Genomic DNA, 24,046 nt, shown 5'->3' with positions numbered 1-24,046 from the left:
TATAACCTCTGGCTATTCAAGAAGTATGGTTTTAACCGGGGACCATTCTTCGAGCGAATTCCTACGATTTACAAGTTGATTCCGCTGTGGTCGCCATCTTTGTATCATCACTGCGAAGGAACACAAATTTGTGAGCGGGTTATTCAAGGTCTTGAAGAAGGAATTAAAAAATATGAGCGAGGTTAACTATCCGACTGATATTTTGGTAGTTGATGGTATGGGAGTATCAGTTGAAGAGACTATGGAAATTATTAAGGCACATAAGGAGGGTTATGGGCCTAATTCTTTCCATGACGTCCCTTTTGACATATACATCATTAAAAAATTGGAGGTACCTATCTATGAAATTCTTTGTTGAGAAAATTGAAAAGACCTACACTCGCTACGGCGAGGAATACACAGAAGTTGAACGCCGCCTCCGGCTTGATCGGATCATCATCTGCGGTGTAGCAGCCATCGTTGCTCTCGGACTGATATTTACCAGCTTCACTGTTGTTGGGGCGGGCCATACTGGCGTGGTGTCTACGTTTGGTCAGGTAAGCGAGGACGTTTTGCAAGAGGGGTTCCACTTCAAGGCGCCCTGGCAGAAAGTCACCAAGATGGACAACCGGATCGTCAAGCTGGAGGTATCCACTGAGGCTTTCAGCTCAGACCTGCAAACGGTCAACGTGAACTTGGCCGTCAACTATCGCGTTGACACGGCGAAGTCTTTTTCCATTGTCAAGAACGTGGGCACCAACTATGAGGATGTACTTATTACGCCAGCAGTCAACGAGGTTATGAAGTCGATTATGGCCAGCTATACTGCTGAGCAGAGCATTACCAACCGAAACATCATTTCTACAGCCTTGCTCGATGAATTGAACGATAAACTTTCAGACAGCGGAATTTATGTTTCAGATATTAACATCATTGACTTCGACTTTAGCGACGTATATGTGGCAGCTATCGAATCCAAGCAGGTTGCAGAACAAGAGAAACTTCGGGCAAAAATCGAACAGGAGCAGCTTACTATGGAAAAAGAGTCGGAGTCTGCCCGTCGGGTAATCGACGCCGAAGCCGCTGCGGAGGTTGCCAAAATTGAGGCGGAAGCGGCGGCGTATGCTGGTGAGAAAGAGGCTGCCGCAAATGAAAAGATTGCGGAATCTCTGACACGGCCGCTCATCGAGTATTACAAAATCCAGCAGTGGGATGGTAAGCTCCCTTCGGTTACAGGAGCGGATACCATTATAACGATGGATAACGAGAAATCGGACGAGAGCAAGGAGGAGTAATCAATGGAAATTATAACTCCGGGAAATCTCGAACGATTACACAACCCGAAGATATTTACGTGTAAAAGATGTGGATGTGTTTTCAAAGCTACCGATAAGGAGTATGTCTATAGCGATTATATAGCCGCTACCCATGATGGCATATATGCTTCATGTACGTGTCCGTGCTGTGAAGACACTGTATATCTTTACTCATCAGACTTGGAATAGTCCAATATACAGTCGACTTTACTTCGTGAAAATTACAGACGCTATTGTGAAAGGGCTGAGAGAAATCTTGGCTCTTTTATATTTTTATTAGGAAGGGGCAAGGTTAGTATGAACGAAACTGGCAAAGAAATCTTGTGTACCGAGTGCGCCCACAGAGAAGTATGCGAGCGAAAAAACGAATACCAGCACGCCGCGGCACTTGCAAACGACATCATCGAAGAATTGATGGATATAGTACATTTACAGTTGCGCACTATTCCTTGGGTTCATGTACGGCCACCTGAAGTAATTTGCGATTATTTCATGAGGCGGCGCAAAATGATGGCGGTCTGGGACAACTTGAAGGAGTCCTGTACGGATACGGTCAGCGGAGGAACCAATGAGTAAAGAATACGATGAATACCTACAAGAGCATCGATCAAACCTCTGCTTTGGTCTGGAATGGCTTAAGCAGAATCTTCCTGAGGTGCTTGAAGGAGCGTACAATATTGACTGGCTCGTTCAGAACGCCCATGACCATTCTAAGTACGGGTCGGAAGAATACAACGCCTACGATACATATTTCTACACAAACATCAAATCGTATCGCGTCCAGCAGGATTTTCAGCTAGCCTGGCTCCATCACATCCATCATAACCCTCACCATTGGCAGCACTGGGTGCTTATCAACGACGATCCAGCAGAAGGAACTGTCTGCCTTGAGATGCCGCGATGCTATATCATTGAAATGATTTGCGACTGGTGGTCTTTCAGTTGGGCTAAGAATGATTTGACGGAGATATTTCGTTGGTATGACGAGCATCGGGAACGCATGCTGCTTGCCAAGAATACCCGCGAGGCAGTAGAGGATATTCTGTACAAAATGGCTGAAAAGCTTGACTGCCAGGGCGAGTTGTGGCATCATGGTATCAAAGGACAGAAATGGGGACAGCGCAATGGTCCTCCTTATCCTTTAGACGATGGCGATAAGTCGGTTGCGGAGAGAAAGGCCGAAATCGATAAGTCTGGGACCGCCGAAAGAAATTCCATTGTTGATGACGCTATCCAATCCGGCAAGATTTCTACAAAAATCAACCGCGAAAAACAGATACGCCACACGCTTAATGAGCATAAAGAAGGCCGTAGTTATATTCATGGAGATTTAGACTACGCTCAGAAGCTGGTAGACGAGTTAAGCGGAACGGGCAGCCCGATAATGGTAAAAGGTAATCACTGGACTAATCAAGAACGAGTTCGGGCTCAAACAATCATTGGAACACATGTTAATCATGAATCTGGTGAAGAAACCGAAACCAAGAACGCGGTCATTGTATATTCAAAGACCGGAACACATATATACCCTGGAAAGGAGAAAAATGATGGAGTTAAGTAAGTTGGAAGGAAAAAGGGTTCGATTAACCGACATTGATGGTGAAGTTTTCGAAGGGGAAGTAGGAAATTATATTTTCCCAGAAGACAATGAACCAGAAGGCATTGAAGGTATCGTGCTTGACTATCCAAAGCGAAATGATGGATATAAGTACAAGGACTTAGTTCTATTCAACGCCACAGACATCAAATCCATTGAGGTGATTTCCTGATATGGACGAGAACTATCAAGAGGTTCGCTATGATCTATACTGTAAGAACTGCAAACACTTTCGCTTACATGGGTATGAAGAGCCTTGCAACGAATGCCTAGAGTATCCAGCGAGGCTTGACTCAAACATTCCAGAACGATTTGAAAAGAAGTAAACAGGTGATGAAGGAAAAAGAGCTTAGAGAAATCTAGGCTCTTTCTTCATTTTTGATAGGAGATGAAAAACACATGATAAAGCAAATCACATACCATGACGGCCTTTCCTCTTTTTGGGTGGAGCGAGCTGAAGATGGATATTTGGCTTATCTGTCATTCAAGCACTATTTGCGTGGAATAACGTCGCCAATGCTCATGGCTCACTTGGGTCAAAACGGGCTAAGGGCGGCGTATTTTTCTGTGTAATCATTACGGGTGCTTTTGGAACGAAGCCTATTGGTCATATCTTAAAACTATAAAAACAAGGAGTAACTAACGATGAAAACTTTGAAAAACAAAATTGCAGTGGCACTTTCCGCGCTCTTTTTGATGGGGGTCCTGGCTGGGTGCAATAAGACGTTTATAGACACAACATATGCATTCGACTATGCCTATGTGGAACTTCCCAATGGCACGGTAGTCGAAGGTAAAGTTCAGTCATGGAAAGACTTTGATGACGGCGATCAGATTCAAGTGACCATAGACGGAAAAACATATCTTACAAACAGCACACGGGTCGTACTCGTAACGAGGTGATAAAAGGATGAAGGTTAACGTTTTAGGAACTGATTACACGATTGTTTTGGTTACCGATGCCGTGGATAAGCGACTGGCCTATATTGACGGATTCTGTGACGATACCACAAAGGAAATCTATGTAGATAACTACGAGGCACATCAGGACGAACCACACAAAAAGTCCAATCTGGATGTGCAGATCAAAAAGAACATTCGTCACGAATTAGTTCATGCGTTTCTGTTTGAGAGTGGTCTCGCCGAGAACAGCCCATGGGCACAAAACGAAGAATTGGTTGACTGGATTGCGATACAAGGGCCGAAACTGTGGAAAGCATGGCAGGAGGCAGGTGCCGTATGATTCTATCCGGCTTGGAGATTCAGAAACACATCGGCCATGAGATCGTCATTGAGCCGTTTGACGAAGACTGCCTTAATCCCAACAGCTACAACCTGCGTTTGGCAGACGAGCTGCTGGTGTATAACAATAAAGTCCTGTTTATGGATGAGGATAATCCAGCTACACGTATCACGATTCCGAAAACGGGTTTTCTTCTGGAGCCCGGAAAGCTATATCTCGGCCGAACAATGGAGTTTACAAAGACCGAAGGGTTTGTGCCGATGCTAGAGGGACGGTCTTCTGTAGGACGGCTTGGGTTGTTCATCCATGTCACAGCAGGTTTCGGGGACGTGGGATTTGCCGGATACTGGACGTTGGAGATGCATTGCATTCAGCCAATTATGATATTTCCCGGGGTGGAGATTTGTCAAATCTATTACAACACTTTGCAAGGTGATTATATGCCGTACCGCTCCGGTAAGTATCAGAACAACGATGGTATCCAGACGAGTATGCTGTGGGAGGATTTTATTAGAAAATAAAGCGCGATTTAGTGATGGTTCCTTTGGGGTTTCTATGCACGATTGCCAACGTATTGTATGCGCTCACATCATGGAGTGTGTTTGCGAGATTGGCGGTTACGTTGGCGAAGCTTGATCTAAAGGTCTATTTGCTAATACGATATATTGCAGCAACATGGCTAACTGAAAAAGAACTTTCCGAGATAGAGTCTGAACTAGATATATTTCATAAAGACAGTTAATCTCATTAGAGAAGAGTTGCGGCAGCAGCTTTTCTCTTTTTTGTTGAAAGGAGACAGCGATGATTGGGTACTACACGGACTACGGCTACATGGGATATGTTGGCGGTGAGTGGATGCTTTTTGCTACCGAGGATGAATACTACGAACATCTTAAGGAGGATGCGGCGTGAATACCAAAGTACAAGCTCACAAGGAAATCTGTGAGTATTTGAACAATTTGTACGAACGCAAAAACCATGATTATGGTGACAGCTTTCATCAGACCTTTGTTGAGGAAGGGATGGCAATGGCCAGGATTCGGCTGGGGGACAAGCTTTCTCGGTTTAAGACTTTGACTCTTAATGGCAGCCAACAGGTGCAGGATGAGTCGGTACGCGACACTTTGCTCGACCTGGCTAACTATGCCATCATGACTGTGATGGAGATGGAGATGGATTTAGTCGACATGAATGAATCGAAAACCGATGAAGAATCTGACATCACAATTCGTGATCCCTTGAGCATGGTTCAAGCGAATGACGAACATTCAGTAGTTTCGACTCCTTATTGTTTTGGTTATCACATGGCCGCAAAAGAGTTTCTCGAAGAGGTCAATGACCATATTGCGAAATATGGTTTAATCAGTGTAGCTGATGTAAGGCGTATGCGAAATGAACCTGCAAAAGCGGAAGATACATATCTCGGCTGGATATCAAAAATCTCTGTTAAAAATATAACTCAAGGGTTTTCCAAAAAGAGAGGTGGTAGCTATTATTGGGTTAAGTTTCCAACCCCAGTAAAATTAGATGGCGTAAAATAACGCCAAAATCAAACCGAATCGGAGGGATATAGTCATGGATATTCCGAGATATATCCATTATGGAGCGACAGAATTCATACCCACGAAAGGATTCCCAATCAAAAATCTAGAGCATTTCATGAAACCAAAAGGTGGATTATGGGCCTCACGGAAAAACGCTTCATTTGGTTGGAAAGACTGGTGTGAACAGGAAGATTTCCGGCATTGTGACATGGAAAATTCGTTTGAGTTTACATTTACTAACCAGACAAAAATAGTTACGATTAGCACAGTTCAACAGCTGCACAATCTTCCCCAAATGGAGGATGGTGGACTTTCATGGTGTTATAGCATTGACTTTGAGAAATGCTTACACTTGGGGATTGATGCGATTGAACTTTGCTGGTATGGGAACGAATACCGCGATGTAGCATTTGGCGATTTGTATACCGAATTATATGGATGGGATTGTGATTCTATAGTTGTACTAAATCCAGATGCAATCAAGCAGATAGATAATCAAAAAGAAAGAGAGGCATCTTCATGTATATTATCAAGGATCTAACAAAATCTGTTCGACATACATATCATATACGCGATGCTAAGGATGCTAAAGACATCGTAATCGGTATTACCGGGAACGACTTGTATGGCTGTGAGGCATTGAACATAGCAGTCAACATGCATTTTGGTGATCGGTTTTTAAGATCTAATCTCTATTCAATTCGGTGTGTCGAGGAACATTGATGAATGTTAAGCTATAATTTAGTATTCAATAAACTCATAGCACTCGTACTGATTGGTGCGGGGGCTTTTGCTGTTTGGATGGAGGGCGATGGTACATTCCTGATGTTTGCGCTGTTGATCGGTGTACCTCTAGAGTGCTTATTTAGGAAGTCGAAACCAGGTATGCTAACTGTGCCACACGGAAGCGTTACCATTTTATCAAATCTTTTTCACCGGAAAGGAAGTTATATTTATGTTTAATACGCGAGACGATTATGAGGCTTATTATAAGGAACTTATAGCTAAAGTTAAATTCGAAAATTGGATAAAGGATGCTCATAGCGTTTTGGTTCGGGAATACAGCGTTTATAGAGATGAACGGTTCAAATTCCTAGCAGAGATGCCGTTTGAGCAAGGAAGGGACTGGGTGCGGAATATGATCATTTTATATGACGAACTCAATGCTGCCGATCCGGCTAAGTATCGAGCTACAACGTACCGAGATATGGCGATTGCAGTTAAAGAGTACCGCAAAATCAGAAAACAAAAAACGCAAAACAGAAAAAGCAATTGATCGAACATAGACGTGAGGTAATTCAAATGAAAGCTATCTATCATGCAAGGCTCACCCCAGAAGAACGCAAGGCCATGGACATGGAAATTAAGCGTCAGTGTGCCGAGTACGATAAGAGGAACGCCACCGAGATTGATGCTATGGTGCTGTGGATTCTGCATCAGGAGTTTGGCTTTGGACCAGAAAGGCTGCATAGATTCCATGAGAGCTTCTTCGCTGGTATGGATGCTTTGGTAAAGAGGTACGAGATGGAGGACGAGGCTTGGCTCTGCACGCAGAAGCTTAAAGAGTATGGGGTGGATGTGGAGAGTTGGGCTGGAGAAAGAAGAGCTGCTAAATGAACCACAAAAAGGTTAGTAAAACAAAAGACGATTGGCTATATATCGGTGTTAATAACCGAACAGGAGACCACTGGACACGAAAAAAGAGTGCCGCAAATGGTTGAAAGGAGGTAACAGATGGAACGTTTAACTAAGCCCGATAGCGATTATTGCCATGTCAGATGTGGCAGTGTAAATGGCTGCACAAGGCTTACGGGCGACAAAAAGCGCTGCCGTGACTACGACTTGTACGAACGGCTGAAGATGTATGAGAATGTTTGGCCCGCCATAGTCCTAATAGAGATAGAAAGCTCATTGCTACAAGGCAACGGAGCTGAGACGCTAATCAACGATCTACTGAATCGGCATCTATATCAGGAGGTATCAAAAAGTAATGAACAACACTAAAAGGGATAAGATGGTAATCGGAACTGATTCGGCGCATATCTAACGATGGTGCGCGAAGAGCGCACTTCCTTTTATGGAGGTGATACTTGTGAAAGTAGGTAATGTTAAAATCGTGACAAGGAAAAATTTGCGAGAGGAGTACTCTACGGAGCCCAAAATTCTAAAAGGTAAGCCTTGGCGGTTGTTATTTATCAAAGTTTTTCAATGCGATGATAACAACATCTGGTTTAACTGGGTGTGTGCGTTTACTCCGTGGAGACTCTTTGCAACTTTCTTTGTAAAGAGGAGCAAATACTATAAAGCACGAGTTGAGACATGGTAAAGGAACTGAGCCCACTTTGGGCTCTTTTTCTTTTGTGCCAACGACAAACCAGGAGGTACTAAAAGGTAATGAATAACACTAAAAGGGATAAGACGGTAATCGGAACTGGTACTGGTTTTGAACGAATTCGGCGCATAACCGGATATCTAGTCGGCACTATTGACCGCTGGAACAACTCAAAAAGGGCTGAGGAGCGCGACCGCATCAAGCATAAGATGGGAGGCAAACAATGAACAAGACTGATAATCTGATGATTACTGCGGGGGTCGTCTCGGCCATGGCCGGCAGCGAATATTCTACACCGATGCTTAAGATGAGGTCGAATCGGCGGTCGATGGGGCAGCAAGTGCGCTGTCACATATGTGGTAAGGCGCGTGTGACATTATGTAAAGATGACTCCAACCCCGGCAAGTACATATGTAAGGCGTGCAAAGACTCGCTCATGCAAGCTATACCAAAGGCTGTTCTGAAGGAAGCATGTAACAAGATCAAAGAAGAAGGATTGTACAATGAGTTATAACATATAGACTGCTTATTCGTTAAGAAAAGACATTACATTTTATGACGGAAAGAGATCAGCGAAAGAATGCGGAGGGCTATGCAGATCCTACAGCGTACGAGGCCATTCGAAATGTCGATAAAGATGACGAACGCTTTCATCGACTGCTACACACAATCTTTTATATTTGTGAGTTGGCGGGCTTTCAGATTGAAGGTCGGGTCGTGCTCGTAGATAAGAGAAACGGAAAGGTATGGAGGTAGTAAATATATGGCTTTATCAAAACTGGCGCCTAAGTGCCGAGCCTGCCCTAAAGTGCTCACATGTGACCATAAAGAGATGGAAATGTATGGATTCCTACCGATTCCCGAAGGTGGGTTTAACAATCCGGATGTTGATATTGTTGCGGGAGTTGACATCGACGGATTATACCCGACTTTACCGGACGAACTCAAGCAGACCCTGACGAGAATCATGGAGGAGCGTAGGTATGGAGTCTTTGGTTAGGGAGAAAGTTATATATTTTTTGATCGGAAAAAGATTTCGAAATGGTTTTAAGAAGAATCTATAAGCCGATTTAACTCGCAAAGCTATAGCAGAAGCTGATAAAAGGAGGATAAAGATGGTCTACTCGGACGAACAGGTGGCGAGACTAGAAAGCGTTGTGGATGCTCTATGCGGTAAAGGATTTTTCAAATTTGCAGAACAAATCAGCCTTATAATGGAGGCGGTTGGCCAGTTTATGCAGTCCGTGAAAACAGTTACTGACTATATAGCTGAAATGACAGCTCAATATATTCCACCAGAACCAGTCGACTCGTTGGAGGAGGTATTTCAAAAGTTCGAAAAAGAGGCTAGTACCGTTTTAGACCGTAACTTATCTCCCCGTGAATACGGAGAACGGTTGAGCTGGGGTTCTCGCGGCCATCGGTACAAGTCTAGAAACTATCCTTACATACCGCTGTTCAAAAGGAACCTTCCATATCAAAAAAGAGCCGGGTAAAAGTGTTATGGAGGGCAAAAATCCCTTGCCCTCTTCCGTCTTCAGAAAAAAATAAGGCTATTCTAGGTTAGAAACCCGGTGAATTTGGTTCTATTTTAGAATTAAATAATTGTACCACTAGGTAGTGAAAAAATGGCCAAAACCTGTCCAAAGGCCCAATTTTCTGTCCAAATACTTGAAATTCCAAAGCGGTGTAAAGGCGTTTACTTTACAAAAACTGTCGTTTTTTGACCAATTTTTGGCCAATTGTACCACCTTTGTACCACTTTTTTTAACAAACTGGTACAACAAAAACCCAGTAATAATGCGGCTTTGCGGGCTCTTTGTACCAGTTTCCCACTTTTTTCTCTTAATTTAATGCGAAGAAAAATTTAATAATTATAAGTAAATATGGTCAAAAAACTGGCCAACTGGCCAAAAGGTCATTAAAGAGGTGAATTTACAGTGAAAACCACATGGCAAGATATTTTCAACGCGTTCAAACAAAAATACCCACGATTATCTTTGACAGCCGTTTCGTATCGCCCCTGTGATTTCATGACAATCGAGGTTTTTTTAAGTGATGGTCAGCGTGTTCTCTATAGCGGATTTGGAGGGCAGGCAAAAGTGATATCGTGAAAGTGTATTTAGGTATTCCATTTTGTGAAAGGATGTGGTATACTGTACGTGCGAGACAATTCAATAAATCTTCTAGGCTTTATGGGACTAATACTCTGGCAAAGAGTGTTTTTCCTCTTATCTCGTATACCCTAAAGCCTAGGGAATGGGAATTGTCTCGCAAACAATGAGGGATACACGTTTGCGGGTGCGTCTCTCAAGCAGAGGTGCATTCTATTTTTGCGGGACAATTACGAAAGAGAGGGCCTTATGCCGGAGTTTGAGAACACAGAGAAGAAAAGCATTATAAATTTTGAGGACTCTATCATGATAGAGCCTGCAAAGACCACAGTGGATTTGGACAATGTGTCTAAATTCCAAAAACTTATGATGAACAAACAGCAACTTGCCCAAGTGAGTGAGTTGACAAGATATCTACCAGCAGCTGCTGCAACTGCAATGGCCGCCACTCAGGATATTTATGTAATGACTGTACCCAAGGGTTTACAGTACACTTTGGCAAAATTCAAGAACGGACAAGGGCATATGAATACCTTTCGTGATGCCGAAGGCAAATTTGCTATGCAAGGGGTTTTGCAGAAAGTAGCTGGAAATCCTGCTGTGCTTGGAGCTTTCACGACGGTTGCGGCTGTAAGTGGACAGTATTTCCTTGCTGAAATAAACAGTGAGATGCGGATGATGCGTCAAGGCATTGACGATATCATGGAGTTCCTGAATGATGAAAAGCAATCTGAGTTATTAGCTGAAGTTACTTTCGTAAAGTATGCTCTGCAAAATTATAACTCCATCATTCAGTGCGACACCCAGAGGATCGCAACCATAGTCGGGCTTCAGTCGGCAAAAAAGATCGCGAACAAGAACGTCGAGTTTTATACAAGAGCGCTCGACAGCTCTCTAGCTGATAACGATGTGTTTAAGTCTGTAGACAGTGCGGCAAAAGCAAAAGACAGTTTGGACTTGTCGATGCAGCTCTCGACAATGAGCACTTTGTTGGAGGTTTATTACTCTCAGAATTTTGACCCTGGATATTTGGACTGGATTGAAGAGTCCGAAACGCAATACATCATGAGCCATAATAGCAAGGTGAATGATATTTTCAATCGACTGACCGGGCGTCTGGATAACAAAGGAAACGTATTCTCACGCAAGGATGACCGTCGTACTGAATATCATGAAAAATTGTCAAGGCTTCTGGATACCGTCGATACAAGCGACAAGTCAGGGCTGTGTGAAACACTTCATTCCGGGCTCCATTCCATTATGGAGGAAACAAAATTATATTTAACAAAAGATTCGGATGTGTATCTGAGTATTGTGTAATCATTATGACTCATGGCGGGGATGCTTAACGGTGTCCCCACTTTTTTATGCCATTTTTCAGGTACGCGAAATTTCCATACCCTTTTATGAAGAGAGAAGAAAATAAGGCCCGAAAAACAAATCGGGCTTTCTCTTTTGAACTTTTTTGAAAGGAGGCCGTTCTAATGCTTGAAAGTCGGTTTCAACATCGACTCATCACGGAGCTTAAGGAAATGTTCCCTGGGTGTATAGTTATGAAGAGCGATTCTGGTTATATTCAGGGGATTCCTGATTTGTTGATACTGTATCAAGACAAATGGGCCTCGCTTGAATGCAAGAACGGAGCCAATGCGAAGCGGCAGCCAAATCAAGAATATTATGTTGGGCGAATGAACGAGATGTCTTTCTCTCGTTTTATAAGCCCGGAAAACAAGGAGGAAGTTTTACATGAACTTCTACAGGCATTCCGATCTTGAAGGGCAGCACGCCTTTCTTGGAGCAAGCAAATTTCATTGGATACGTTATGATGAAACAAAACTTGCGGATAGCTATACCAAGTTTCTTGCTACACAAAAGGGTACAGAACTCCACTCCTTTGCAGCTCAGTGTATCCGTTTGGGGCAAAAGCTCCCTAAATCCAAGAAAACACTGAATATGTATGTTAACGACGCCATTGGCTTTAAGATGACGCCCGAGCAGCCTTTGTTCTACTCAGAAAACTGTTTTGGCACGGCGGACGCGATCTCATTTCGAAAGAACCACCTCCAGATACACGATCTGAAGACAGGCGTAATACCCGCCCATATGGAGCAGCTGCTAATTTATGCTGCTCTTTTTTGTTTGGAGTATCAGATGAAAGCCTCTGATATTACGATTGAACTTCGTATCTACCAGGCAAATGATATTTTAGTTTGCGTACCTACGGCAGAAGACGTAGCCCAGGTTATCGACAAGATTGTAACCTTCGACAAGGTGATTAACAAAATTAAACTTCAGGAGGGTTAATCCTATGGGGGCAATTTTGAACGAGATAGAAGATGTGCTGATGCATTATGGTATGCCGAGGCGTTCTGGACGGTATCCCTGGGGGTCCGGGGAAAATCCCTATCAGCATAGCGGCGATTTTCTCAGCCGTGTGTATGAGCTTAGAAAGCAAAACTTTACTTACACAGATGAGGATGGTAAGCTGTGGACTGGTGATACCGCTATCGCGAAGTCTATGGGCCTTACCAGCAGTCAGCTCAGAACTCAGATGAGTCTAGCAAAGGATGAGCGAAGATCCTTGCAAGTAGCCACGGCCAAGGGGCTGCGTGAGAAAGGGTACAGCCTTAATGAAATTGCCGAAAAGATGGGTTTCGTTATTTGCAGCTAAACGGAAGCGTTGGGAAAGACACTTTTGGATTTGACCGATATCTGAATCAGAAGTTTTATCGTTCTCCAGAATGGAAACGCGTTCGAGATATGGTGATTGTAAGAGATAATGGATGCGACCTTGGAGTGGCTGGCTATACGATTCCAAGTCGAATTATCATTCACCATATGAATCCAATCACGGCAAGAGACATTGATTCTATGAGTGGATGTTTACTTAATCCTGATTTTCTGATTTGTACTACTCACCAAACACATAACGCAATCCATTATGGAGATGAAAATCTATTACCGAAAGCTCCGGTTGAACGATACGCAAATGATACGTGTCCATGGAAACGTTGAAAGGAGGGTGCATATATGCAAGGCGTGATTGTAAACTGTTTCCACACAGCGCTCAGAGATGCTCCCAGCCTTGACGCAAAACCGGTTGTCAATCTGGCCTGCCTGACAGAGATCTAGGTGGTCTTGGCCAGATCGAATGAGAGTTTCTATTGTGTGATAACCCCATCATACTGTGAGGGATTTTGCTTGAAGCAATATGTAGCACTGAGGGAGCAGAGGTGACGACTGTGGAAAGTATTCTCACATCAATAAAGAAACTTTTGGGTATAACAGAGGATTATGAACATTTCGATGGCGAGTTGATGATACATATTAACTCTGTATTTGCTGTTCTAACTCAGCTTGGTGTCGGTCCGAATGCAGGCTTTGTAATAGCCGACAAGAGGTTTGTGTGGAAGGACTTTCTTAATGATGACAAGACCTTGGAATTCGTAAAGTCTTTTGTATACCTGAAAGTCAGGCTGCTGTTTGACCCACCGCAAAGCTCTGCTGTTATTGAGGCTATCAATAGACAGGCCAGTGAGTATGAGTGGAGAATATTGGTAGCGGCTGATTTAGATGGCAATAAGTATATAGAGTAATTTGTTTGGGGCTATGGAAACATAGTCTCTTTTCTTTTGTGTGGAAAGGAGGAATTTCAAAATGGGCAACATATTGACCCATCACGGTATCAAAGGCCAGAAGTGGGGAGTAAGAAGAGGACCGCCGTATCCACTTAAACAAGTAACCAGCAACGTAAAGGCCAAATCAGTGAAAACGGATTCTGATGGCAAATACAAGCGGGCATTGAGAGATAAAGGAAAAGCTTGCTATAATCGGGTGAAAAATATGCCGATATCCAGCAGGAGAGCCGGCAGTAATGAGGAATTGATTGCCTATGCCGCAATGACCGCATTAACGGCTGCTGGAATATTGGTTTCCAGAAAGGTTTCGCTTAATCGAGACATAAAATACCTCGAAAAGAAAAAGAATGAATGGGGTATCAATAGTCTTGATTCTTTACCCCGCATAAAAGGAAAGATGCTGGCATCTCAAAGTGTAAAGAAAGTCAATCCTGGTTATCCTGGCGATGGTAGAACGATGAATTGCACATTTTGTACAACTGCCATGGCACTTCGGGAAAAAGGATATGACGTAACCGCGGCTACCTTGACAGAAAGAGAAGGTATGCATGATAAAGCGATGTTTGGTAAGGGGTTTGATTCTCCATCCGTTAAAATGCCGCGAAAAACCACAGCGCAGAGCGCGATGGATATATTAGCCAGCAATGGCGAAGGGTCATATGGCAGCTTGTGTGTTACATGGACAATTGGAGGCGGCCATAGCATGTTCTGGAAAATAGAAAACGGAAAACCTCACATTTATGATGGACAAAACGGAGAAGAATACACAGCTTCTGAAAAATCGTTCAACGAGTTTAAGAATCATGTCGTGTGGGGATCGTCGGTAATAGTTAATCGTCTGGACAATTGCGAACCGACCGACTATGTTTTGGGCGCGGTCGAGCCTAATAAGAACAGGAGGTAAATCATGAACCCTAACGAAGCAGCTAAACTTGTCGTCAAGAAGTATCCAGGGAGAATACCGACTGGATACTGGATTCGAGGAGATGCCGTTATCATCAACACAAGACGACTTGGAGTATCAACAGGCATACCGGCACCTGCGCAATTTGTGGTAAAACGTGATGGTAATGTTTACGGAATCACCCCTATGGGATATGATATATCTCTTTCCGATATGTTAAGATTTTAGAAACCATGGAGGGATTCAAAATGGAAAATACTTTGGCCCATCATGGAATCAAAGGTCAGAAGTGGGGCGTTCGACGCTTTCAGAACAAAGACGGAACCCTTACTGAACTTGGCAGAAAGCGTTTAGCAAAAGAAGCTAGTCAAGATGCCAAAGAATACGCAAGAGCCAAGATGTATTACGGAAAGGGTGCGGGAAATAGGCGAAAGCTTATCAAGGCTTCTGTAGAACAAAAGATGAAAGATAAGAACTATAAAGATGCTTTTGATAAGGCGCTTGCCGATCAGGATATGGCTAAACGCGCGTCCGAAGCTCGTGTGAAACGTAAGGTTGAAGATACGAAAGACTCTACGGCCAAAACAGCAAGAGGACTGGTTAACGCCGCTACTGGAAACATAGGCCGAGCTTCTGCCGCATCGGCAGCCATCTTCACGGCGGCCCATATAACCGGGCTTGACAAGAAAGTGGTCGAGGCTGGTAAAAAACAGCTCGGTCGTCTGTTGAACCGAAAGATAGGTTCGGCATTGCCGGATAAAAAGCAAAAAGCCAGTGAAATGTCAGATGCCGATCTTTCCAGCAAAGTTAAGCGCCTTAATTTAGAAAAGCAGTACAATAAACTGTCTAAAACTGATTCCGAATCCTCAAAGCTTGACAGCTCAAAGCGTATAGTAGATTCCGCATCAAGTGCTCTTAACCAGCTTAGAAACTCTAACAAATCCGATTCGTCTAAAGTTCGCCCCGATATGAGCAAAATGTCTAATAAAGATTTGCAGGACCGCATAACCAGAGAGAACCTTGAACGACAGTATACCAACATGTTTGGCGAAAAAGCGCCGTCCACGAAAATGTCTAAAGTTATCGACGGTATCATAGATTATGGCGGTCCTGCGCTTTCTACGGCAAGCTCTGTGTTGGCTATTGCCATTGCCGTTAAAGAATTGAGGAAGTGATACTATGTCTCTTTCCAATACTGCTACCCCATACTACTACGGACAATTCCGAAAAGCGGTAATGAACGGCGAGATTCCTGTGTGTGATACGGTAGTCATGGAAATGCAGCGGATAGACGAACTTATAGAGAATCCGCGGTATTACTATGATGACGAAGCGGTAAATGGGTTTATCTATTTCTGCGAGGACGAACTGACTCTAACAGATGGCGCCGACCTGCATCTGCTGGATACATTCAAACTTTGGGCAGAGCAAATCTTTGGATGGTACGAGTTTGAAGAGCGGAACATGTACGAGCCGTACCCGGACGGCCATGGAGGCCGTTATGTACGCAGGATGATCAAGAAGCGGCTGGTGAATAAGCAGTATCTTATCGTTGGGCGTGGAGCGGCAAAGACTCAATATGCTTCCTATCTACAAAATTATTTCCTTAACGCTGATACAACGACTACACACCAGATTACAACCGCTCCGACCATGAAACAGGCTGAAGAAGTGCTTTCTCCCATACGGACCTCTATCGTTCGGTCGAGGGGGCCAATGTTCAAGTTTCTCACTGCCGGTTCTCTCCAGAATACCACTGGCTCAAGGGCAGATAGGGCACAGCTTGCGTCTACCAAAAAGGGTATCCAGAATTTCTTCAATGGTTCCCTCTTGGAAGTGCGCCCCATGAGTATCGATAAACTTCAGGGTCTACAGGTCAAGGTGTCAACCATAGACGAATGGCTGTCAGGCGATGTGCGGGAGAACCCTATAACCGCAATCGAGCAAGGCGCTGCAAAGGTCGACGATTACCTTATTGTAGCGATAAGCTCGGAGGGCACGGTACGCAACGGTATCGGCGATTCCATCAAAATGGATTTGATGCGGATACTTCGTGGTGAAGACGGAGCCTATGAGCCAAACACTTCTATCTGGTGGTATAAGCTGGATTCAAAGGAGGAGGTTGGCGACCCGGCTAAATGGGCAAAGGCAAACCCGAATCTTGGGCTTACTGTGAAGTATGATACCTATGAAAAAGAGGTTCGTCAGGCAGAACGCGACCCATCTACTCGAAATGATATCCTCGCAAAGCGATTCGGGATACCGACAGAGGGGTATACGTATTACTTCACATATGAAGAGACCCTTGTCCACCGCAGGAGAGAGTTCTGGAGAATGCCTTGTTCACTGGGGGCCGATCTATCTCAGGGCGATGATTTCTGTGCGTTTACATTCTTGTTTCCGTTGAAGAACGGCGAATTCGGGATAAAAACCAGAAATTACATTTCCTCGTCAACGATGGCGAAACTCCACATGGCAATGCGCGTCAAGTATGAAGACTTTATGAAAGAGGGAAGTTTGGTCGTACTTGAGGGCACAGTCCTTGATATGATGGAAGTCTATGAGGACTTAGACAATCATATAGCCAAGTGCGAGTATGACGTGTGCTGCCTTGGTTTTGACCCGTATAACGCCCGGGAGTTTGTTGAGCGCTGGGAGACTGAAAACGGCCCATATGGGATTGAGAAGGTCATACAGGGAGCAAAAACAGAATCTGTACCTTTGGGAGAACTGAAGAAACTCGCAGAGGAACGGATGCTTTTGTTTGACGAGGATTTGATGACCTTTGCCATGGGTAACTGTATTGCCATGGAAGATACCAACGGTAACCGTAAGCTGATGAAGAAACGGTATGACCAAAAGATAGACGCCGTGGCGGCGATGATGGATGCGTATATCGCGTATAAGCTCCATAAGGACATGTTCTAAACCAGTATGTCCGCAATTTCATAAGGAGGGAGCACCTACCGGAAACGAAGGTGATGCTATAAAATGAATAACGAATCCATCGGTTCCAGGTTCAAACGAGCCTGGAATCTTTTTTTGAACCGAGATCCCACCTATGGATACGGTGATTATGGGTACAGCTCCGGCCGCAGGCCTGACCGCATCCGGCTTACCAGAGGGAATGAGCGTTCTATTATCACCTCTGTTTATAACCGTATCTCAACGGACGCTGCGGCGGTTGATATCAAACACGTTCGTTTGGACAGTAATAGGCGTTTTCTGGAAGAAATCGACTCTAATTTCAATAAATGCCTTACCACAGAGGCCAACATCGACCAGACGGGCCGTGCCTTTATGCAGGATGTTGTGATGTCTATGTTGGATGAAGGCTGCGTTGCGATTGTTCCTGTGGATACGGATACCGACCCGGATTCTACTGGGTCCTACAACATTCAGTCGATGCGGACGGGGCAGATCATTGAATGGTATCCAGAGCATATCCGCGTCCGCGTATACAACGACAGAACTGGCCAGAAACAAGATGTTACTGTTCATAAGAGTTCGGCGGCTATAATAGAAAACCCATTTTATGCTGTGATGAACGAGCCTAACTCGACTATGCAGCGGCTTATTCGAAAACTGAATATTCTGGACGTTATAGACGAGCAGAGTGGATCGGGGAAGCTGGACATAATTGTCCAACTTCCTTTTTCTGTAAGGAACGACGTCAAGCGCAAGCAAGCTGAAGCAAGGCGGAAAGATCTTGAGGAACAGCTATCCAAATCCAAATACGGCGTTGGATACATTGATACAACGGAGCATGTAACGCAGCTGAATCGCCCGGTTGAAAACAAGCTGATGTCCCAGATTGAATACCTAACGAGTATGCTTTTCAGCCAGTTAGGTATCACTCAGAGCATATTAGATGGTACAGCCGATGAGCAGACGATGCTGAATTATTATAACCGTACTATCGAGCCTATTCTGTCTGCTATTACCACTGAACTAAAGCGTAAGTTCCTGACTAAAACAGCTCGCTCTCAAAAGCAGTCGGTTGAGTTCTATCGCGACCCGTTCCGTTTGGTACCGGTCAGCAGCATGGCTGAGATCGCGGACAAGTTTACCAGGAATGAAATCATGACGTCCAACGAGATCCGGCAGATTGCTGGTATGATGCCGTCCAGCGATCCGAAAGCCGACGAATTGAGGAACTCAAATCTAAGCGCTCCAAATGGGGGATACCCATCAAATTCCGAGAAGGAGGAAAATCAAAATGAAGCCAAAGAAGTATGACTTTGGAGGCTGGGCCACCCGAAACAATCTGCGCTGCTCCGATGGTAGGACCATTGTGAGAGACGCATTCAAAGATTGCGATGGATTGACCCGGCCTCTGGTCTGGAATCATCAGCACAATAGTCCCGATAACGTTCTCGGCCATGCTGTGCTGGAGAACCGCGCGGACGGCGTGTATGCTTACTGCTCTTTCAATGACACAGAAAACGGCCAGAAAGCGAAAAAGATCGTCGAGCATGGTGATGTAGTTGCCCTGTCTATCTTCGCCAATCAGCTCAAGCAGGACGGTTCCCGTGTCATTCACGGAGCAATCAAGGAGGTCAGCCTGGTGCTGGCTGGCGCCAATCCAGGGGCGCTTATCAACTCGGTTATGGCTCACGGCGAGGAGACCGATGCCGCTGAAATTTACAATGGCCTGGATTATATCGAGTTTAATCTGGAGCATAGCGATGACAGCGATGGCGGCGTTTCAGATATGGACAAGCCGGAAGATGAAGAAGAGGAATCATTTGAAGATGTGGCAGCAGACTCAGCAGACATACAGCATGTTGATGTCGATAAAACAGAAAAAACTGATGCATCGAGCAAAGCAAAGACAGTCGATGACGTGTTTGAGACACTCAACGACGAACAAAAAGTCATGGTGTACCAGATGCTTGGAGTTGTTGCAACAACTGGCATCGATGACGAAGAGGACGAGAATAAAGTAAAACATTCCGAAGGAGGAAATGATTCTATGAAGAAAAATCTGTTTGACCAGGAAAGCAAGGCAGAGGGCACTGTGCTGGCTCATTCCGACCAGGAACTGATTCTGGAGGCTGCTAAGTCCAAGAGCGTCGGTAATCTGCGGGACGCTATCCAGATGTTCGCCGAGCAGAACACCGATACTCTCAAGCACGGCATCGATGACATTGATTCCCTGTTCCCGGATTATCGCGACGTTAAGCCCGGCGCTCCCGAACTGGTCACCAGAGACCAGGGGTGGATTACGGCGGTTATGAACAAGGCTCATAAGACTCCATTCAGCCGTATCCGTACCCGTCAGGTCGATTTGCGGAACAAGGACATTCGCGGCAGCGGCTATAAGAAAGGCGAGAAGAAACAGAATGCGGTCAACATGAATGCTCTCACACGCACTACGGACCCGCAGACCATCTATGTAAAGGATTATCTCGACCGCGATGACATTGCCGACATCGTTGACTTTGACGCCGTTGAGTATCAGTACGGCGCCATGCGTCTGCTGCTGAACGAGGAGGTCGCTACAGCCATCATGATCAGCGATGGCCGCGAGGCAGATGATAAGCAGAAGATCCACCAGCAGCATGTCCGCTCTATCTGGCATGATGATGAGCTTTACTGCCTCCACGTTGATGTTGATGTTGAAAAAGCCCGCAATGAACTTCAGGGAACCGATACCGGCGCTAATTTCGGCGATAACTTTGTGTATTCCGAGGCTGTCATTACCGCCGCTCTCCACGCCCGTGAAAACTTCAAGGGCAGTGGTACCCCTGACTTCTTTTGCACGCCGCATCTGCTGAATGTCATGCTGCTGGCCCGCGACCGCAACGGCCATCGTCTGTATGAGTCCCGGTCTGATCTGGCAGCCGCACTCAATGTAGGCGAGATCTATACCGCCGAGCAGTTTGAGGGACAGATCCGCACTGACGAGGAGGGCAATAAGCATAAGCTGCTGGGCCTCTTTGTTAATATGATGGACTACACCATCGGCGCTACCAAGGGCGGAGAGATTACCCGGTTCAACCAGTTTGACATCGACTTCAACCAGGAAAAGTACCTGCTGGAGGCACGTATGTCCGGCGCACTGAGCCGTATCCATTCTGCCATTGCCCTGGAGGAAGCGGTCAAGCAGGCGAGTGCCCGGACCCCCGGTAACACGAACGCCCCAGCAGCCTAAGGTAAAGGAGGAAATTCAAAATGGCAAAATATTTCGGGAAAATCGGCTATGGAGTGTCCGAAACAACGAAGCCTGGGAAGTCTGTCCCTAAAATAACCGAGAGGGAATATTACGGCGACATACTCCAATTCAGGCGGCGGTGGGAGAACGGAGAGCATCTTAATGACAACCTGAATGTTGACAATAAGATCAGCATCGTAGCCGACCCCTTTGCCTATGAGAATTTCCATGCAATTCGTTATGTCTGGTGGATGGGTACAAAATGGAAAGTGATAAGCGCAGAGGTGCAGTATCCGAGACTTATTCTAACCATAGGGGGCGTGTTTAAGTGAATACCCTGGATGATCTGCAAGTAATATTGACCAACTTGCTTGATATTCCCGGTTGGTATCAGCCCCCGGAAACATCAGAAATGGAGTATCCCTGCTTTGTGTTCCAACTGGACAAGGCTGCCGCAAAATATGCTGACAACTCCATATACCAGTACATGAAACGGTACAAAGTTACCGTCATAGACCGAGAGCCTGACTCAGTGATTCCGGATAAGATGTTGTCCCTGCCTTATTGCAGCTTTGACAGGTTCTATACAGCATCCAACCTGAATCACTGGGTCTATATTTTATACTTTTAGGAGGTTTTTATATGAGAGCTATGTGGGACGAAATTGGCAAAAGATATTACGAAACCGGCGTAGACCGGGCCATGCTCTATAAAATGAAAGATAACGCATATCCTTTGGGTGTGCCATGGAGCGGCATTACCAGCGTAGAAGAAAGCCCTTCCGGGGCCGAGTCTAACGGCTTTTACGCGGACAATATCAAGTATTTCAACTTGACTTCTGCCGAGGAGTATGCTTGTACCATTGGCGCTTATATGTATCCGGATGAGTTTGCCGAGTGTGACGGCTCTGTGGAGGTTGCTGATGGCGTCCGTATCGGCCAGCAGACACGCGCACCGTTTGGTTTCTGCTACCGCACGGTCTTGGGGAACGACACACAGAAGAACAAGTATGGTTATAAGCTGCACCTGGTCTACGGTTGCGAAGCATCGCCCTCCAGTAAAGAGCACGGTAGCGTAAACGACAGTCCGGAACCTGCTGAGATGTCCTGGGAAGTTAATACAACGCCTGTTCCGGTAAAGGGCCATGAACCTACCGCAACCATGGAGGTGGACTCTACCAAGACGCCGCCGGAGAAGCTGAAGCTGCTGGAAGACATCCTGTATGGCAAAGATCCAACATCCGACGATTCCGATGACGGCACAGATCCCCGGCTGCCTCTGCCTGACGAAGTGATTGCTCTTGTCGGCATTGCGGCCGTTGCATAAACAACATATATGATATTGGCCGTGTCCTTGGAGATGCGGCCTTTTTTTTATTTCTGAAAGGAGAAGACATTATGCTTAAAAGAACGATTAAGTACATCGATTACAACGGCGTTGAGCGCGAGGAGGATTTCTACTTCAATCTCACAAAGGCTGACGTGGCTGAGATGGAGCTTACTACTGTCGGCGGCCTTGAGGCCATGTTCAACAAGATTTCCCAAGCACAGGACATTCCGGCTGTGGCTAAAGTCTTGAAGGGGATTATCTATAAGGCTTATGGCGAGAAGAGTCCGGATGGCCGACAGTTCATTCGTACTCCTGAGGTCAAGGACGCTTTCTTTAACACTGAGGCATACTCGGAGCTTTTCACAGAGTTGGTTACTGATCCGGTAGCTCTGAATGACTTTATCCGCGCTATCCTGCCAAAAGCACCAGCAGAGGCAGCCGTGCCGGCAACCACCACCGCGTCACAGCCGGTTCTTCTTCCGATAAACTGATTTTATCTAAGGAGGGATGGGAATGCTCCGAATCACAGTACCCGAAAAAGAATTGTGGGACGAACGCAACCAGGTGTTTATCCAGGTTAAAGAGCAGACTTTGCAGCTTGAGCATTCCCTTGTCTCTCTTTCAAAATGGGAGTCGAAATGGCGCAAATCGTTTTTGAAACATAAGGATAAGTCTTTGGAGGAAACAATCGATTACGTTCGATGTATGACCGTTACGCAGAATGTTAATCCCAATGTTTATCTATGCCTGACAGATGGCAACATTGCTGACGTAAACCGCTACATTGCTGATCCTATGACTGCTACATACTTGTCTAATGACGATTCTTCAGAGGGAAAAAGCAATGACGTAGTCACAGCAGAACTTATTTATTACTGGATGATAGCTTTCAATATTCCAGTTGAATTTCAGAAATGGCATTTGAACCGTCTGCTCACTTTAATTCGGGTGTGCGAGATGAAGAACCGTTCCGGCAAAAAGAAAAATCCTAAAGACATTATGCGCCGCAACAGGGCTAGAAACGCCTACAATCGTAAACGGTTTAATTCAAAAGGATAGGAGGAGAATTATGGTCCCAATTATAAAACAACCCTGCCCGGAAAATAAGTACGGCATTAAATGCCCATTTCAGCGGACTCCGCAGTTCGTTGTGGTGCATAACACTGGCAATACCGCCCCGGCGGACAACGAAGTTGCCTATATGCTTCGCAATAACGATGAAGTGTCTTTTCACGTAGCGGTAGATGATAAGAAAATCATCGAGGCCTTACCTTTTGGGCGAAACGCGTGGGCAAGCGGTGATGGACAGGGTCGTGGCAATATGTACGGCATTCATATCGAGATTTGCTACTCCAACTACAATGACGAGAATGCGGGGATGTACAAGCCCAAATTCTTGCAAGCTGAGAAGAACGCCGCCGAGTACATTGCCCGTTTGCTGAAAAATTACGGCTGGGGTATCAACGAGGTAAAGAAACATCAGGACTTTGACAGAAAATATTGTCCTCACAGAACCCTGGACCTGGGATGGCAGCGTTTTCTGGACATGGTTAAAAAATATATAACAATAAAGGAGGAACCCGAATTGACAGAATCACAGATAAGGGCTATCGCTCGGGAAGAGTTTGCAAAGCTGGAAAAAGAAAGAGCAGAAAGCAATGTGAGTAAGTGGGCGGTACCCGCCATGGAGTTCTGTAAGGAACACGGTCTTATGGTGGGTGATGGCAACGGGAATCTACGCCCACAAAGCTATGTGAAACGGGAAGAGCTTTCCCAGGTTCTATTTAACCTGTATACAAAGAACGATGTAACCGCCAAGTAAGGTGATAGCATGATAAGTTTCAGCCACAAGGGCGACTTCTCAAAACTCACTGGCTTTCTGGAGAGGGCAAA

Annotated in this window: 33 protein-coding genes and 1 pseudogene; all 34 read left to right on the top strand. The window is 45.3% G+C overall.

All coding sequences use genetic code 11. The features are described 5' to 3' along the window. The first annotated feature begins 130 nt into the window (after positions 1-130). The 34 genes and pseudogenes from VSQ30_RS14880 (at position 131) to VSQ30_RS14720 (ending at position 23,975) form a co-directional block, all read left to right on the top strand. Positions 131-358, top strand: coding sequence for a hypothetical protein (locus VSQ30_RS14880; RefSeq protein ID WP_161474017.1), 228 nt, complete (start codon positions 131-133; stop codon positions 356-358). Continuing rightward, positions 342-1,274, top strand: a complete 933-nt coding sequence (locus tag VSQ30_RS14875; RefSeq protein ID WP_334465037.1) for a prohibitin family protein — start codon at positions 342-344, stop codon at positions 1,272-1,274. Before VSQ30_RS14880 ends, VSQ30_RS14875 begins: the two co-directional genes overlap by 17 nt. A 318-nt stretch (positions 1,275-1,592) precedes the next feature. Then, positions 1,593-1,871: a hypothetical protein gene (locus VSQ30_RS14870; protein WP_334465035.1), complete on the top strand. Its 279-nt coding sequence runs from the start codon at positions 1,593-1,595 to the stop codon at positions 1,869-1,871. After that, positions 1,864-2,856 carry a DUF5662 family protein gene (locus VSQ30_RS14865; protein ID WP_334465033.1) on the top strand — a complete coding sequence of 331 codons (993 nt, stop codon included), beginning with the start codon at positions 1,864-1,866 and terminating at the stop codon, positions 2,854-2,856. The genes VSQ30_RS14870 and VSQ30_RS14865 overlap by 8 nt, the downstream gene beginning before the upstream one ends. Then, complete coding sequence (locus VSQ30_RS14860; protein WP_334465032.1) at positions 2,840-3,064, top strand: hypothetical protein; 225 nt, start codon at positions 2,840-2,842, stop codon at positions 3,062-3,064. Before VSQ30_RS14865 ends, VSQ30_RS14860 begins: the two co-directional genes overlap by 17 nt. A 473-nt stretch (positions 3,065-3,537) precedes the next feature. Further along, positions 3,538-3,795, top strand: coding sequence for a hypothetical protein (locus VSQ30_RS14855; RefSeq protein WP_334465031.1), 258 nt, complete (start codon positions 3,538-3,540; stop codon positions 3,793-3,795). Positions 3,796-3,802: 7 nt separating this feature from the next. After that, positions 3,803-4,135, top strand: a complete 333-nt coding sequence (locus VSQ30_RS14850) for a basic secretory protein-like protein (protein ID WP_334465030.1) — start codon at positions 3,803-3,805, stop codon at positions 4,133-4,135. Continuing rightward, entirely contained in the window at positions 4,132-4,656 is a 525-nt protein-coding gene (dcd, locus tag VSQ30_RS14845) for a dCTP deaminase (protein WP_334465028.1), read from the top strand. The genes VSQ30_RS14850 and dcd overlap by 4 nt, the downstream gene beginning before the upstream one ends. Positions 4,657-5,043: 387 nt before the next feature. After that, entirely contained in the window at positions 5,044-5,676 is a 633-nt protein-coding gene (locus tag VSQ30_RS14840) for a nucleotide modification associated domain-containing protein (protein ID WP_334465026.1), read from the top strand. A gap of 34 nt (positions 5,677-5,710) precedes the next feature. After that, positions 5,711-6,220: a hypothetical protein gene (locus tag VSQ30_RS14835; RefSeq protein WP_334465025.1), complete on the top strand. Its 510-nt coding sequence runs from the start codon at positions 5,711-5,713 to the stop codon at positions 6,218-6,220. A 185-nt stretch (positions 6,221-6,405) separates the two neighbouring features. Then, positions 6,406-6,642, top strand: a complete 237-nt coding sequence (locus VSQ30_RS14830; protein WP_334465024.1) for a hypothetical protein — start codon at positions 6,406-6,408, stop codon at positions 6,640-6,642. Further along, positions 6,635-6,955, top strand: coding sequence for a hypothetical protein (locus VSQ30_RS14825; RefSeq protein ID WP_334465023.1), 321 nt, complete (start codon positions 6,635-6,637; stop codon positions 6,953-6,955). The genes VSQ30_RS14830 and VSQ30_RS14825 overlap by 8 nt, the downstream gene beginning before the upstream one ends. A gap of 26 nt (positions 6,956-6,981) precedes the next feature. After that, on the top strand, positions 6,982-7,296 hold the full coding sequence (locus tag VSQ30_RS14820; protein WP_334465022.1) for a hypothetical protein: 315 nt from the start codon (positions 6,982-6,984) through the stop codon (positions 7,294-7,296). 816 nt (positions 7,297-8,112) lie between these two features. After that, positions 8,113-8,238: pseudogene (gene nrdD, locus VSQ30_RS20670) on the top strand (anaerobic ribonucleoside-triphosphate reductase); the annotation flags it as partial. After that, positions 8,235-8,525 (top strand): hypothetical protein, encoded by a 291-nt coding sequence (locus VSQ30_RS14815; protein ID WP_334465021.1) that lies wholly within the window; start codon positions 8,235-8,237, stop codon positions 8,523-8,525. The pseudogene nrdD and the gene VSQ30_RS14815, both read left to right, overlap by 4 nt. A gap of 249 nt (positions 8,526-8,774) precedes the next feature. Continuing rightward, positions 8,775-9,011, top strand: coding sequence for a hypothetical protein (locus VSQ30_RS14810; protein WP_334465020.1), 237 nt, complete (start codon positions 8,775-8,777; stop codon positions 9,009-9,011). A 115-nt stretch (positions 9,012-9,126) separates the two neighbouring features. Next, positions 9,127-9,507, top strand: a complete 381-nt coding sequence (locus VSQ30_RS14805; protein ID WP_334465019.1) for a hypothetical protein — start codon at positions 9,127-9,129, stop codon at positions 9,505-9,507. 867 nt (positions 9,508-10,374) lie between these two features. Beyond that, positions 10,375-11,445, top strand: coding sequence for a hypothetical protein (locus tag VSQ30_RS14800; protein ID WP_334465017.1), 1,071 nt, complete (start codon positions 10,375-10,377; stop codon positions 11,443-11,445). 164 nt (positions 11,446-11,609) lie between these two features. Further along, a complete protein-coding gene (locus VSQ30_RS14795; protein WP_334465015.1) occupies positions 11,610-11,900 on the top strand; it encodes a hypothetical protein in 291 nt (96 codons plus the stop codon). After that, the gene (locus VSQ30_RS14790; RefSeq protein WP_334465014.1) at positions 11,872-12,429 is read left to right on the top strand and encodes a PD-(D/E)XK nuclease family protein; all 558 of its coding nucleotides are present in this window, start codon (positions 11,872-11,874) and stop codon (positions 12,427-12,429) included. The genes VSQ30_RS14795 and VSQ30_RS14790 overlap by 29 nt, the downstream gene beginning before the upstream one ends. Positions 12,430-12,433: 4 nt before the next feature. Further along, entirely contained in the window at positions 12,434-12,796 is a 363-nt protein-coding gene (locus VSQ30_RS14785; RefSeq protein WP_334465013.1) for a hypothetical protein, read from the top strand. A gap of 562 nt (positions 12,797-13,358) precedes the next feature. After that, positions 13,359-13,721: a phage head-tail connector protein gene (locus VSQ30_RS14780; RefSeq protein ID WP_334465012.1), complete on the top strand. Its 363-nt coding sequence runs from the start codon at positions 13,359-13,361 to the stop codon at positions 13,719-13,721. A gap of 61 nt (positions 13,722-13,782) precedes the next feature. Next, positions 13,783-14,667: a toxin glutamine deamidase domain-containing protein gene (locus VSQ30_RS14775; RefSeq protein WP_334465010.1), complete on the top strand. Its 885-nt coding sequence runs from the start codon at positions 13,783-13,785 to the stop codon at positions 14,665-14,667. A gap of 3 nt (positions 14,668-14,670) precedes the next feature. Then, positions 14,671-14,895 carry a hypothetical protein gene (locus VSQ30_RS14770; protein ID WP_334465009.1) on the top strand — a complete coding sequence of 75 codons (225 nt, stop codon included), beginning with the start codon at positions 14,671-14,673 and terminating at the stop codon, positions 14,893-14,895. Between the two features lie 20 nt (positions 14,896-14,915). Continuing rightward, on the top strand, positions 14,916-15,842 hold the full coding sequence (locus tag VSQ30_RS14765; protein WP_334465008.1) for a DUF7211 domain-containing protein: 927 nt from the start codon (positions 14,916-14,918) through the stop codon (positions 15,840-15,842). Positions 15,843-15,846: 4 nt separating this feature from the next. After that, positions 15,847-17,595: a terminase TerL endonuclease subunit gene (locus VSQ30_RS14760; protein WP_334465006.1), complete on the top strand. Its 1,749-nt coding sequence runs from the start codon at positions 15,847-15,849 to the stop codon at positions 17,593-17,595. Between the two features lie 63 nt (positions 17,596-17,658). Continuing rightward, positions 17,659-18,906, top strand: a complete 1,248-nt coding sequence (locus VSQ30_RS14755) for a phage portal protein (protein WP_334465005.1) — start codon at positions 17,659-17,661, stop codon at positions 18,904-18,906. Then, positions 18,887-20,824, top strand: coding sequence for an HK97 family phage prohead protease (locus tag VSQ30_RS14750; RefSeq protein WP_334465004.1), 1,938 nt, complete (start codon positions 18,887-18,889; stop codon positions 20,822-20,824). Before VSQ30_RS14755 ends, VSQ30_RS14750 begins: the two co-directional genes overlap by 20 nt. Positions 20,825-20,844: 20 nt before the next feature. Further along, the gene (locus tag VSQ30_RS14745) at positions 20,845-21,156 is read left to right on the top strand and encodes a DUF7253 family protein (protein WP_334465003.1); all 312 of its coding nucleotides are present in this window, start codon (positions 20,845-20,847) and stop codon (positions 21,154-21,156) included. Beyond that, entirely contained in the window at positions 21,153-21,455 is a 303-nt protein-coding gene (locus VSQ30_RS14740) for a hypothetical protein (RefSeq protein ID WP_161473994.1), read from the top strand. Before VSQ30_RS14745 ends, VSQ30_RS14740 begins: the two co-directional genes overlap by 4 nt. 11 nt (positions 21,456-21,466) lie before the next feature. Beyond that, complete coding sequence (locus tag VSQ30_RS14735; RefSeq protein ID WP_161473993.1) at positions 21,467-22,150, top strand: hypothetical protein; 684 nt, start codon at positions 21,467-21,469, stop codon at positions 22,148-22,150. Positions 22,151-22,221: 71 nt separating this feature from the next. Beyond that, complete coding sequence (locus tag VSQ30_RS14730) at positions 22,222-22,644, top strand: hypothetical protein (RefSeq protein ID WP_161473992.1); 423 nt, start codon at positions 22,222-22,224, stop codon at positions 22,642-22,644. A 22-nt stretch (positions 22,645-22,666) separates the two neighbouring features. After that, a complete protein-coding gene (locus VSQ30_RS14725; protein WP_161473991.1) occupies positions 22,667-23,212 on the top strand; it encodes a hypothetical protein in 546 nt (181 codons plus the stop codon). 10 nt (positions 23,213-23,222) lie between these two features. Then, positions 23,223-23,975 (top strand): N-acetylmuramoyl-L-alanine amidase, encoded by a 753-nt coding sequence (locus VSQ30_RS14720; RefSeq protein ID WP_334465002.1) that lies wholly within the window; start codon positions 23,223-23,225, stop codon positions 23,973-23,975. Positions 23,976-24,046 lie beyond the last annotated feature (71 nt).

Origin of the sequence: Acutalibacter sp. JLR.KK004 (assembly GCF_036941085.1) — a bacterium.
Classification (GTDB): domain Bacteria; phylum Bacillota; class Clostridia; order Oscillospirales; family Acutalibacteraceae; genus Acutalibacter.
The sequence above is the reverse complement of the archived record's forward strand: the minus strand, read 5'-3'. Positions and strand labels throughout refer to the sequence as shown.